Here is a 13654-nt window from a genome sequence, read left to right on the forward strand (position 1 = left end):
CTTGCAACTTACCCCATAAAATAGATATAATAAATAAAAGGCATCGGGGTGAGTGAGATGGAAAATAATTATTCATATGCAGAGTTTTTGAAAGCTGTTGGAAAAAATAGTTCTACACTCCAATCGGAAAAACTATTGAATGACATTTACATGGACCTATTCCTAAACCATATTCACCGACAACAAACAAAGGAACGGCTCATGGGACTGATTGACTTGTCGCTGGATTGTCGTGACGAACAGGCATTTCTTCGACATACGGAAAGCCTCCTAAAATTAGAAGAAGTAAATTGAAAAAAATGAGAACGCCGCATGGAATTGTACATGTGGCGTTTTTTATTGTGTTTGAAAAAACGTACGTTCGTTTTTATTCGTATAAAATGAGAAAATGTGCTAAAGTAAAAGTAATTCTTCAATGGGAGGGCATGACCATTATGGTTCGAAAATTTAACTTGCAAGCCCCATATACACCACAAGGCGATCAGCCGTATGCAATCGCAAAATTATTAGAAGGACTTGACAAAGGCGAAAAACACCAAACGCTACTCGGTGCGACAGGAACAGGAAAAACCTTCACAGTATCCAATGTCGTGAAGGAAATTAATAAACCGACCCTCGTCATTGCTCATAACAAAACGTTAGCGGGCCAATTATATAGTGAATTCAAAGAGTTTTTTCCGGACAATGCTGTTGAATACTTCGTCAGTTATTATGATTACTACCAACCAGAAGCGTATGTGCCGCATACGGACACATTTATTGAGAAAGATGCCAGCATCAATGATGAAATTGATAAGCTTCGGCACTCTGCCACATCTGCGTTATTTGAACGTAATGACGTCTTAATTGTGGCATCTGTTTCTTGTATTTATGGCCTTGGTTCACCTGAGGAATATCGTGAACTCGTTGTTTCACTGCGTACAGGGATGGAAATTGGACGCAACGAATTATTGCGTAAATTTGTCGACATTCAATATGAAAGGAATGATATTAGCTTTACGCGTGGGACCTTCCGTGTCAGAGGTGATGTAGTGGAAATCTTCCCCGCCTCTCGCGACGAACACTGTATGCGCATTGAATTTTTTGGTGATGAAATCGATCGAATTCGTGAAGTGGACGCACTAACAGGCGAAATTCTTGGAGAACGTGATCACATCGCGATATTCCCAGCATCTCACTTCGTCACACGCGAAGAAAAAATGGTCCAGGCCATTGACAATATTGAAGCAGAACTAGAACAACGGTTAAAGGAATTACGTGGCAACGACAAACTGTTAGAAGCGCAGCGCCTCGAACAACGAACGCGCTATGATCTCGAAATGATGCGAGAAATGGGCTTCTGTTCAGGTATTGAAAACTATTCACGTCACTTGACATTGCGTCCAGCCGGCGCCACACCGTATACCTTGCTTGACTATTTCCCGGACGATTTTCTAATTGTAGTCGATGAAAGTCATGTGTCATTACCGCAAATTAGGGGTATGTTTAATGGTGACCAAGCGCGAAAAAATGTCCTTGTTGAACATGGTTTTCGCTTGCCTTCAGCGCTTGATAATCGACCGCTGACATTTACAGAGTTCGAGGGGCATGTCAAAGAAGCGATTTACGTTTCAGCAACCCCAGGACCTTATGAAATTGAGCATACACCCGAAATGATTGAGCAAATCATCCGTCCGACAGGGCTTCTTGACCCGACGATTGACGTTCGTCCGATTGAAGGGCAAATTGATGACTTAATCGATGAAATAAATGCAAGAACGAAGAAAAATGAGCGTGTTCTTATTACAACGTTGACGAAGAAGATGTCGGAAGATTTGACCGACTATTTGAAGGATATTGGTATAAAAGTACAGTATCTCCATTCTGAAATCAAGACATTAGAACGTATCGAAATCATTCGCGAATTGCGTATGGGCACCTATGATGTCCTTGTCGGCATTAACTTGCTGAGAGAAGGGATTGATATTCCAGAAGTGTCACTTGTGACGATTTTGGATGCGGATAAAGAAGGATTCCTACGTTCTGAGCGCGCCTTGATCCAGACAATTGGTCGGGCGGCGCGTAATTCCAATGGTCATGTCATCATGTACGCAGATCGCATGACGGATTCGATGACAAAGGCGATTGATGAAACTGATCGACGTCGAGCTATTCAACAGGCTTACAATGAAAAACATGGCGTAACACCGACGACGATCAAAAAAGAAATTCGTGAGGTTATTCGTGCAACGCAAGTAGCTGAAGAGGTCGTTTCTTACTTTGACAAGGTGACAAAAGGGAAGAAACTGACAAAGGACGAGAAGACAACGCTAATCTCTACGCTGGAAAAAGAGATGAAAGAAGCGGCAAAAGCGCTTGATTTCGAACGTGCTGCGGAACTTAGGGATACGATTTTGGAACTTAAGGTTGAAGGGTGAGGGCTTATGAAAAATAATGAAATCGTCATACAAGGTGCCAGAGCACATAATCTAAAAAATATTGATGTCACCATTCCGCGTGACCAACTCGTCGTGATGACAGGTTTGTCAGGGTCAGGGAAATCCTCTCTTGCATTTGACACCATTTATGCTGAGGGACAGCGGAGATATGTGGAATCATTGTCAGCATATGCGCGTCAGTTTTTAGGGCAAATGGATAAGCCAGATGTTGATGTCATTGAAGGACTATCTCCGGCCATTTCTATCGACCAGAAAACAACTAGTCGTAACCCACGCTCGACAGTGGGGACTGTCACAGAAATTTATGATTATTTGCGTCTGCTATATGCGCGTATAGGAAAGCCGATTTGTCCAATCCACGGTACGGAAATTTCATCCCAGACGATTCAGCAAATGGTCGATCGCCTGTTGGAATTGCCAGAACGTTCCCGTATTCAAGTGCTGGCACCTATCGTTTCAGGCCGCAAAGGGACCCATGTGAAATTAATTGAGGATATTAAAAAGCAAGGATATGTACGTATCCGAGTAAATGGTGAAATTATCGACTTAGATGACAATATTGAGTTAAATAAAAACAAAAAGCATAACATCGAAGTGGTCATTGACCGTATTGTGATGAAGGAAGATGTTGCAGCGCGTTTAAGTGACTCCCTTGAATCTGCGTTACGTCTGGCGGAAGGTACTGTTCTTATCGATGTTATCGACGGAGAAGAGCTGTTATTTAGTGAGCATCATGCTTGTCCGTTATGTGGATTTTCAATAGGCGAACTGGAGCCGCGAATGTTTTCCTTTAACAGTCCATTCGGTGCCTGTCAGGATTGTGATGGTTTGGGGTCGAAGCAGGAAGTGGATCCAGATTTGATTATCCCGGATTGGTCTCGGTCGCTGCGTGAGCATGCGATAGCGCCATGGGAACCAACTAGCTCACAATACTATCCAGAACTTTTAAAAACAGTTGCTGATCATTTTGGTATTTCGATGGATGTACCCGTTAGTGAATTGCCAGAGGATGAGTTGGACAAGCTATTAAAGGGCTCACAAGATGAGAAAATTCGCTTTCGTTATACGAACGAATTTGGTGGTACGCGAGATAGCAATATTTATTTCGAAGGGGTTTTAGCGAATATTGAACGGCGCTTTAAAGAAACGTCTTCTGATTATATTCGTGAGCAAATGGAGAAATATATGGCGCAGCGTCCTTGTCCGACGTGTGCGGGCTATCGTTTGAAGGAAGAAACGCTTGCAGTGAAAGTAGCTGGTGTCCATATCGGTAAGGTCACCGAATTATCGATTATCGAAGCGGATCAGTTTTTCAAAAACCTTCAGTTGTCCGAAAAAGATGCTCAAATTGCCAAGCTGATTTTACGTGAAATTGATGAGCGACTTGGTTTTCTTATTAATGTTGGACTCGATTATTTAACATTATCAAGAGCATCAGGCACATTGTCGGGTGGTGAAGCACAGCGAATTCGATTGGCCACACAAATCGGCTCGCGGCTCACGGGTGTCCTCTATATTTTAGATGAACCATCAATCGGCTTACATCAACGAGATAATGATCGACTCATTGGTACATTGAAAAGCATGCGGGATATTGGTAATACGCTAATTGTCGTGGAGCATGATGAAGATACAATGATGGCAGCTGATTATTTGATTGATATCGGACCGGGGGCTGGTGTTGCAGGTGGAGAAATCGTGTCAGCTGGCACACCAGATAAGGTGATGAATGACCCGAAATCGTTAACAGGTCAATATTTAAGCGGCAAGAAATACATTCCACTACCCGTGGAACGACGGAAAGCAGATGGCCGAAAAATCTCCATTAAAGGTGCTTCAGAGAACAATTTAAAAAATGTCAATGTCGATATCCCGCTCGGGCAGTTCATCGCAGTTACGGGTGTATCAGGGTCAGGTAAAAGCACGCTTATTAATGAAGTCCTTTACAAAGTTCTGGCTCAGAAATTGAACCGTTCTAAACAGAAACCAGGTGAATATAAATCTGTCATAGGTATTGAAGAACTAGAAAAGGTTATTGAAATTGACCAATCACCAATCGGGCGTACACCGAGATCGAATCCGGCAACGTATACGAGCATGTTTGACGATGTACGTGATGTCTATGCTTCAACTAATGAAGCAAAAGTACGGGGCTATAAAAAAGGACGTTTTAGCTTCAACGTCAAAGGTGGACGCTGTGAAGCCTGTCGCGGAGATGGCATTATTAAAATTGAAATGCATTTCTTACCGGATGTTTATGTACCTTGTGAAGTATGTCACGGCAAGCGCTACAATCGTGAAACATTAGAAGTGCATTATAAAGGCAAAAACATATCTGAAGTGTTAGGAATGACGGTTGAAGATGCACTCGTCTTTTTTGAAAATATCCCTAAAATCAGTCGGAAACTACAAACCATCGTTGACGTGGGGCTCGGCTATATCCAATTAGGGCAGCCCGCAACAACTTTATCGGGTGGAGAAGCGCAACGTGTGAAATTAGCTTCTGAGCTACATAAACGCTCGAATGGTAAATCATTTTATATTCTCGATGAACCGACAACGGGCTTGCATGTACACGATATTTCCAAGCTTTTGATTGTCCTGCAAAGACTTGTCGATTCGGGCAATACAGTCCTTGTGATTGAACATAATCTAGACGTCATTAAGACCGTTGACCATATTATCGACCTTGGACCTGAGGGCGGTGACAAAGGTGGACAAATTATTGCAACGGGCACACCTGAAAAAGTAGCAGAGAACGACAAGTCGTATACGGGTTATTATTTAAAACCAATTCTTGAACGAGACCGTAAGCGCATGGCAACAGCAATTGAAGCCGCCGAAAGTATAAGTGAATGATGTTACTCAATTACGCCTTGGCGTAATTGAGTCCAAATTTTGAATTGTGCCAGCAGGATGCGGGTATGCAGTCATTGCGACAGGACGTCGCGTACTTAGACTGCCTTCCTTAATCCCTTCAAAATTTGTGACATTCGCGGGAGGCCTAACTCAAGTTGATGAAACCTTTTTGGATGCCAGTCGTATATATAGATAACGAAACGGAGCAATCCGTATAACGATACTACTAGGAGGCGCGAAGATGCAAAATGAACGACAACGAATTTTAGCAATGCTAGAAAACGGAACGATCACGACAGACGAAGCACTAACACTTCTAGAAACACTGGGGCAATCCAAGCAGACTACAAAATCGGTTGAGGTGGAGCAAGTAGCCGAGGAAGTAACATTATCGAAAACAAAGCCTGCTGAACAAACAAAACAACAACAATCTGCTGGACAGGACTTCGAATTTGAGAAAAAAGAAAACAATGAGCCCTCTATGGACGAGTTTTTGGACGATTTGCGTAAGGATTTCTCTAACGTAGGTGACCGCTTCATGCAATTCATGCAAACAGCTGTCCAGAAAGTGAAGGACTTCGATTTCGATTCACCTTTTGGCAATGCAATTACATTCAATCATTCGCTGACGAAAACTGCCAGTAGTATTGATGAAGTGATTATCGATATCGACAATGGTAAAGTAACAATCCATCACGATGAGGTGGATGAAATTCGTGCAGAGTTTACGGTGAAAACCTATACCGGTGACTCAGAAGAAAAGGCGAAAGAAGATTTTCTCGATAAATTGCTATTCGTCAATGATGAAGGCAAACTAAGAATTTCAAGTGATCTGAAAATGGTTCAAGTGAACGTAGAATTATTCGTTCCCAAAAAGGATTATGCAAGAATTTCTGCACGCCTATTAAATGGCTCCTTCAAAATGAAAGAGGCAGTAGCCGAAACAGTGCGTATTAAGACCGCGAATGGAAAAATTGAAATCGTTGGATTGACGTTTAAAGAAGGCGAATTTGAAACAGCTAATGGTTCTATCGCATTAAACAATGTGACGGGCAACAGCATTGAAGCTGAGACACTGAATGGTCGTGTGTATATCGACGGTGCTGTGAAAGATGTAGAGGCACAATCGCTGAATGGGCATGTGGTCGTCACAACAACAGATCCAGCAGCCGAGAAAATCGAAGCGAAGACGATGAGTGGATCAGTTGAAATCTATATTCCGAGTAGCGTTGCGCTATCGGGTGAAATTGCCTCTAATATGGGGCGTTTAGATTTACAATTAGATGACATCAACCGAACTGCTGAGCAAGAACAATTGCTACAGCGCACTATTCGTTTTAAAAAGGATGTTGAAGGAAGTTCATCCCCGCTTCATATTTTCGGGGAAGCGAAAACGGGATCTGTTCTTGTTTGTTACAATGCAAAGCAAGAAAAGTAAGTATAGAAAAGACTGTCTGGATGCCGGAAAGATCGGTGTCCAGACAGTTTTTTTCTTTAAGGGAAGTGTAAGCCTTTCTGTTATATACTTAATAAGTTAGTACATACGCTTACACTATAATCCTGCTTACGAAAGGGGCATCGCTTTGTCCAATAAAAAAATTATTTTCATCCTTTGTTTATTTATGCTAGTACTCACAGGATTCCGGATGATATGGCTTTTTACTTCGTTATCTCCGATCACAGTGGAAACGCAACTTAATGTGGCTTTGGAAAGACGTCACTTCACATCTATGGCTATGCAAATCTTAGTAGCTGCAGTTACATTTTTACATTTTGTCTTAGGCTTTATTCTCTACTTTTGGCGACGTCAACATATAGAATCTTTATATCTTGGAATTGCTGCAATTTGTAAATCCATTTCAATCCTGTTAGAAGAAGACAGATTACTGTTATTGTACTTACCGATGAATGAGGTTTGGGTAGAGAAAGTTTTGGTCATTACTTATATCGGAACAACCGCCTTTATATTACTTTTTATTAATAAGATATTTTTTCAAAACTCTATTCGTATTCGTAAAGATAAAACGAATAAGATTTTCCAGTCAATGGTCGTCATGTATGCCGTGTTGTCTGTACTAACCATCTTTCTACCCTACGAAATGATCCATTTTGTGAAACCTATCATTTTTATAGTAGCGATTTTTTCATATATGATAATTGCGAAAATGACATGGGAACCGATAAAGAATGGTAATCGGGAAAATGTCATTTTATTACTAGGAGCAGCAGGGACGGTCTCAAGTTTCCTATGGCCATTTCTCGTGGTAAACAGCCAAATCGAACTCTCCTATTACCCAATAGATGCGCTTGTCGTATTTTTGTCAATATCAATCTTATTGTTTGGACGTTTCTTTCAAGTAAGTGATCAAAACAAGGAGCTTGCCATCAAGCTACAACATGAAATTAAACGCAAAGATGATTTTCTTGCTAATACATCTCATGAGCTACGAAATCCGCTCCACGGTATTATTAATATTGCACAGTCGGTTTTGCAAAATAGAGTGGATCCACTAACGAGAGAAAAAAATATTGAACTGGTTGTGACGATTGGTCGTCATATGTCGAGAACATTAGATGATTTGTTGGATATTACACGGCTAAAGGAACATCAAATTCATCTAGAAAAAGAAAGTCTTGCTATTCATACCGTTACTTCAGGCGTAGTGGACATGCTTAGATTTATGGCAGCAAATAAAGATATTCAACTAGACGTACAAATCCCACATGATTACCCAGAGGTCATGGCTGATAAAAATCGACTCATTCAAATAGTATTCAACCTTCTTCATAATGCAGTGAAGTTTTCGGATGATGGCATCATCACCATTCATGCTGATGTACGAGGCGAGCTGGCCTATATTCATGTCAAGGATACAGGAGTTGGTATTGATCAAGAAACGATGAAACGAATTTTTGAGCCTTATGAGCAAGGTGATTCTAGTATGACGGCCATTGGTGGAGGCTTAGGTCTTGGGCTGAATATTAGCCGCCAATTAGTAGAAATGCATGGGGGCACGCTACAGGTAGAGTCAATTGTAGGGGAAGGCAGTCAATTTACATTTACATTACCACTTGCTAATAAGAGTAGTGAACGATTGACGAATGGGAAAGGGGAGCTCTTAACAGAAGTTGAACCACCTGATGTCAACAAAATAGGGTTATCTGCCAACAATCCATCGCTTTCGCATCCATTCCACTACACGCATAGTATTTATAAACCTAGAATTTTAGCCGTGGACGATGATCCCATTAATTTGCAAGTGCTGACTACTATTTTAGCGGCTGAACAATATGAACTTGAAACAGTAACGAGTGGCGAGGCAGCATTGGCTCGTTTAAACACAAAGGAATGGGATTTAATTATTGCTGATGTGATGATGCCCCATATGTCTGGCTATGAATTGACGCGCACCATTCGAGAAAAGTATTCGATTTCTGAACTCCCTATTTTACTTATGACTGCACGTAGCCAATCGGAAGATATTTATACTGGTTTTCTTGCAGGAGCCAATGATTACGTGACAAAACCGGCTGACGCATTAGAGTTAAATGTCCGAGTTCAAGCATTAACCAATTTAAAGGATTCAATTGGTGAACGCCTTCGTATGGAGGCGGCCTGGCTACAAGCACAAATTCAGCCCCATTTTTTATTTAACACCTTGAATACAATTATTTCTTTAAGTGAAGTAGATACAAATCGAATGGCTATGCTATTAGATAAATTCGGTTGCTATTTAAGACAAAGTTTTGATTCTAAAAATCTAAATCGAGTCGTCTCCTTGAAGCACGAGCGTAAATTAGTGGATGCTTATTTGTATATTGAAAAAGAACGTTTTGGTGAACGACTACAAGTAATATGGGAAGTGGAAGAAACGGATGTGTTATACATTCCGCCGCTTTCTCTCCAAACACTAATTGAAAATGCAGTGAGACATGGTGTGCTGCAACGTGTAGAGGGAGGTACGATTGTGATTCGTATTCTTCCCAAAGAGGAGTATACACAAATTACGATTCAGGATGATGGCGTTGGGATGGATGAAGGCAAAGTAAGACAAATTCTTACCCTTCGACCCGATCAAAAAAGAGGAATCGGTTTACTTAATACAGACCAGCGTTTAAAGCAATTGTATGGTGCAGGGCTGTCTATCGACAGTACGGTAAATAAAGGGACAACAGTATCATTCAAAGTACCTAATTATTCGAAGGGACTATCAGTCTAAACTGATAGTCCTTTTCTCTCGGTTTTGAAGACTGAATTTTGTAAGAGAATTGTAAGAGTCGGTAAAGAGTTCTATAAGAAGAGGTCTTTATACTAGGGATATGCGTGTTGAATCTGTGGGAAATACTAGTAGGAGGTGGAATTGAATGGTCAACTACTTTTTTAATAAAACTGAAGAGAATATAGGGCAGAACCCGATTGCAATAGATCTAGAGTTAATTAAATATGCACTGAATCAATCTGTGATGCTCGCAGTAATGGATAATGAAGGAAAAATCATTCATATTAATGATAATTATCGCGATACATTGAAATATTCCTTGGCAGATTTATATATGCAGGATTTCCAAGTGTTAAATTCAGGCTATCATTCTGAAGGATTTTATCATGACATTCAAAGAATACTGAGTGCCGGAGAAAAATGGACAGGTGAAATTTGTCAACGGGCGAAAAATGGAGAGTTGCATTGGCTTAAGACGGTCATTATTCCATTGGGGGATGCTGGGAATCAGCCGGCACAATCTATGATTGTTTCGGTAGACATTACAGACCAAAAAAATAATGGCAGATGGCAATACCTCGCCTGCCACAACGAACTGACCGGTTTACCGAATCGTAGAATGTTAGATTTATCGATCGGGACATACATTGGGAGGGTGAAGAAAAAGCGTACGAAGCTTGCTGTTCTATTTTTAGATATCAATCAGTTCAAAACAATCAATGATACTTATGGACATGCAGTCGGTGATTTGTTTTTGAAAGAAGTAGCTAATCGCCTAGCAGATCTACCTATTCTCAAAAACCGAGTTTTTCATCTAAGTGGAGATGAATTTGTCATGATCCTTGAAGATATGGAAAACTTAGAGGAACAAGTTCATTTAATCATGTCTTTATTTGATAGATTATTCGACTTACAATCTTATCAAATTGATGCAAGTGCTAGTATTGGCATTAGTATTTATCCAGATCAAGCAACCAACCGCGAAATGCTGATTAATCAAGCAGACTTGGCCATGTTTGAAGCAAAGCAATATGGTGGGAATAGTTATGAGGTTTATCAATGAGGGGAAGAGAGTAAAGGATGGTTGATATTAACTACCATGACTTCAAAGGGACTATCTACTTATTTAGTATAGTCCTTTTCTTACTGTAATGAAAATAGTGTAAGAGAATTGTAAGGGAAGGTAAAGAGTTCTATAAGAAAGGCTCTTTATACTAGGAACAGGATAGAGGAACTAGGAAAAAATCCTTTTATAATAAAATCGGATGAATTAACGGACTTATTACTTATCTACAGAAGATAAGTAAAGATTATAAATGTAAGTGAGGAGTACGAGGATGATTAAAGATAACGATGTGAAGTTCAAATTAAGTAAAGCTCTTTTTTTATTCTTAGTTCTTTTAAGTATAGCGGGATGCGGTTTGTTTGAGGGGGAGAAGGGTTCTAAAGGAAATAGTAAGGAAATAGTGGCAGCACCTGAGCCAATTGTTCGCTATGCAGGTGAGAAAAGTGAAGTGATTTTATCTGTACCGACAACGAATAGGGAGTTAACTTTAACCTTTAATGGGATGGCGGACGAAAAAACAATGAAATTACTATTAGATGAATTAGATTTGTATGAAATTAAGGCTACATTCTTTTTGCCGGGAATAAGGGTAGCTGAAGAGCCAGCTATAGCCAAGGAGGTTCTCTCTAGGGGGCATGAAATTGAGAATAACACATTAAATCAGTTGGATATGAGTGAACTTAGTTATGAGCAAATATATAAAGAAATTGACTTGAGTAATGAAATTATCAAAAAAGAAACAGGAGTAACTCCACGCTATATACGAACTAAATCAGGAGAATATAATGACGATATTCGTTTAGTCACAGCACAGTTGGGTATGGATGCAGTCATTAGCTATAATATTAACCCAAAAGATTGGGATATGAAAGATGCAAAAAGTATTGGAGAATACATCGAAAAATATATCTCAAGAGGAGGAATCATTTCGTTAAATACGCATCTGAATCCGGAAGTGATTCCAGCAATTGCTTATCTTTCTAAAGCTGCCGAGGATATAGGCTATAAGTTTATTACGCTTGAGAAGTTGCTTGAGAATGGTGATGAAATGAAGGCCTTAAATGAAATAAAAGGCTTTGATGCAATTAAGGTTAATTTAGATTATGAAAACATACAGCCGAATCTTATTTATGATGTAGCTAGAAACGATAAATTGATTACGCTGACTTTTGATGACTGGGCTAGTGATCGTACAGTTACGAAAGTATTAGATATTTTAGCCGAATATGATTTGAAAGCAACATTTTTTCTTATAGGCAGTGGTGTGGAAAGAAACCCGAACTTGGCAAGGGCCATCCTTAAAGAAGGGCACGAAGTAGCTAGTCATTCTTATGGTCACAAAATTGTTACACAAATGGAGCCGCTTGAATTACAAGAGGATTTAGTGAAAGCTCATGAAGTGTTGACGGTGGCTATACAGCAACAGCCTACCATGTTATTTAGACCAGCAACAGGAGAAATTAATGAAGAAGCTGCCAAAATTATAACTGCTACGGGCTATCCGGCAATTGCACTCTATGATGTAACCGTTTTGGATTGGGATGTACGTAATAAAGCAGAAGATATCGTACGGAAAGTAATGGAGAAGACAAAAGCGGGAAGTGTTATTTTACTCCATATTCTTGATGATACACATACGATAGAGGCATTACCGATGGTGATAGAAGGATTGACAAGTAAAGGATATCAGTTCGTAAAAATGTCGGAACTGATCGAATGATAGACAAACTAGACGATGGAGTGGAATAGGATGACAGAGGGATTGTACTGGGAGATTGTTAATCAACAAGAGAAAATTGCTGTCGTAGGCTTAGGTTATGTCGGATTACCTGTTGCTATAGCCTTTTCGAAGAAGGCAAAAGTGATTGGTTTTGATGTGAATGAGGAGAAAGTGGCTAATTATGAGCAGGGAATCGATGTGACAGGCGATGTTGGAGATGCCGTCGTGAAAGAGTGTTCCATTGATTTTACTTCAGAGGAGGAGAAGCTTGAAGGTATTCATTTTTTTGTTGTAGCCGTTCCTACTCCTGTTCAAAGTGGAAATGTCCCTAATCTTAAATTTGTTCAAAATGCTAGTCGGACTGTAGGTAGAAAACTAACAAAAGGTGCAATTGTTGTCTATGAATCGACTGTGTATCCTGGCGTTACTGAAGAAATATGCATACCTATCTTAGAAGAAGAGTCTGGTTTGAAGTGTGGAGTTGATTTTAAAGTAGGCTACTCACCAGAACGCATTAACCCGGGGGATAAAGTGCATACACTTGAAAATATCGTGAAAATTGTTTCTGGCATTGACGAGGAAACTAGGGATGTAGTTGCCAAAGTGTATGAATTGATTATTGATGCGGGTGTATACAAGGCCGAATGTATTAAAGTAGCTGAGGCAGCTAAAGTAATTGAAAATGCACAACGTGATATTAATATTGCGTTTATGAATGAGCTATCCATGCTTTTTAATCATATGGGAATCGATACACAAGCAGTATTGAAGGCCGCGGGTACGAAGTGGAACTTTTTAAATTTTACACCTGGTCTAGTTGGTGGACATTGTATTGGGATTGACCCATACTATTTAACTTTCAAGGCAGAGGATACAGGCTATCATTCAAAGATTATGCTTGCAGGTCGACATGTTAATGATGGTATGGGGAAATATGTGGCGCAGCATATTATGAAAACATTAGTTCAAAAAAAACATGAAACAAAAAATGTGAGAATTGGCATACTTGGCTTGTCTTTTAAGGAGAATTGTACAGATTTTCGTAATACAAAAGTGATGGATATTATCGAAGAGCTTGAGGAATATGGTATCACTCCTTTTATTGTCGATCCGTTGGTGGATAAAGAACAAGTCTATCAGGAGTATGGCATTGAATTATCTGAGCTAGCTTCATTAAAGGATATGAATGCTATAGTCGTGGCGGTTCCTCACGAACAATTTGTAGATTTAAGTGTGACTGATTTTGAAAAAATGTATAGCTTGTATGCTACAAAAATAATGATAGATATTAAAGGATTATATCGAAGAGTAGATTTTGAAAACAACGGTTTTTATTATTGGAGTCTCTAAG

General features: G+C 39.9%; 8 protein-coding genes. All 8 read left to right on the forward strand.

Annotated features, from left to right (window positions below; all coding sequences use genetic code 11):
* The first annotated feature begins 57 nt into the window (after positions 1 to 57).
* The 8 genes from N1I80_RS04535 (at position 58) to N1I80_RS04570 (ending at position 13653) form a co-directional block, all read left to right on the forward strand.
* Entirely contained in the window at positions 58 to 294 is a 237-nt protein-coding gene (locus tag N1I80_RS04535) for an IDEAL domain-containing protein (protein ID WP_340736751.1), read from the forward strand.
* Between the two features lie 140 nt (positions 295 to 434).
* A complete protein-coding gene (uvrB, locus tag N1I80_RS04540; RefSeq protein WP_340739961.1) occupies positions 435 to 2417 on the forward strand; it encodes an excinuclease ABC subunit UvrB in 1983 nt (660 codons plus the stop codon).
* A 6-nt stretch (positions 2418 to 2423) separates the two neighbouring features.
* On the forward strand, positions 2424 to 5297 hold the full coding sequence (gene uvrA, locus N1I80_RS04545; protein WP_340736752.1) for an excinuclease ABC subunit UvrA: 2874 nt from the start codon (positions 2424 to 2426) through the stop codon (positions 5295 to 5297).
* Positions 5298 to 5538: 241 nt separating this feature from the next.
* Entirely contained in the window at positions 5539 to 6735 is a 1197-nt protein-coding gene (locus N1I80_RS04550; RefSeq protein ID WP_340736753.1) for a DUF4097 family beta strand repeat-containing protein, read from the forward strand.
* Between the two features lie 145 nt (positions 6736 to 6880).
* Positions 6881 to 9517, forward strand: coding sequence for a hybrid sensor histidine kinase/response regulator (locus tag N1I80_RS04555; RefSeq protein WP_340736754.1), 2637 nt, complete (start codon positions 6881 to 6883; stop codon positions 9515 to 9517).
* Positions 9518 to 9662: 145 nt separating this feature from the next.
* Positions 9663 to 10580 (forward strand): diguanylate cyclase domain-containing protein, encoded by a 918-nt coding sequence (locus N1I80_RS04560; protein WP_340736755.1) that lies wholly within the window; start codon positions 9663 to 9665, stop codon positions 10578 to 10580.
* A gap of 274 nt (positions 10581 to 10854) precedes the next feature.
* Positions 10855 to 12303: a polysaccharide deacetylase family protein gene (locus N1I80_RS04565; RefSeq protein ID WP_340736756.1), complete on the forward strand. Its 1449-nt coding sequence runs from the start codon at positions 10855 to 10857 to the stop codon at positions 12301 to 12303.
* A gap of 30 nt (positions 12304 to 12333) precedes the next feature.
* Positions 12334 to 13653 carry a nucleotide sugar dehydrogenase gene (locus N1I80_RS04570; protein WP_340736757.1) on the forward strand — a complete coding sequence of 440 codons (1320 nt, stop codon included), beginning with the start codon at positions 12334 to 12336 and terminating at the stop codon, positions 13651 to 13653.
* Position 13654: the final 1 nt, after the last annotated feature.

Origin of the sequence: Sporosarcina sp. FSL K6-3457, from assembly GCF_038007285.1 — a bacterium.
In the GTDB taxonomy this organism is placed as follows: domain Bacteria; phylum Bacillota; class Bacilli; order Bacillales_A; family Planococcaceae; genus Sporosarcina.

Coding starts and splice junctions, on each gene's coding strand:
- N1I80_RS04560 (WP_340736755.1), top strand. CDS start 9,663: ATGGTCAACTACTTTTTTAATAAAACTGAAGAGAATATAGGGCAGAAC.
- N1I80_RS04570 (WP_340736757.1), top strand. CDS start 12,334: ATGACAGAGGGATTGTACTGGGAGATTGTTAATCAACAAGAGAAAATT.
- N1I80_RS04550 (WP_340736753.1), top strand. CDS start 5,539: ATGCAAAATGAACGACAACGAATTTTAGCAATGCTAGAAAACGGAACG.
- uvrA (WP_340736752.1), top strand. CDS start 2,424: ATGAAAAATAATGAAATCGTCATACAAGGTGCCAGAGCACATAATCTA.
- N1I80_RS04535 (WP_340736751.1), top strand. CDS start 58: ATGGAAAATAATTATTCATATGCAGAGTTTTTGAAAGCTGTTGGAAAA.
- uvrB (WP_340739961.1), top strand. CDS start 435: ATGGTTCGAAAATTTAACTTGCAAGCCCCATATACACCACAAGGCGAT.
- N1I80_RS04565 (WP_340736756.1), top strand. CDS start 10,855: ATGATTAAAGATAACGATGTGAAGTTCAAATTAAGTAAAGCTCTTTTT.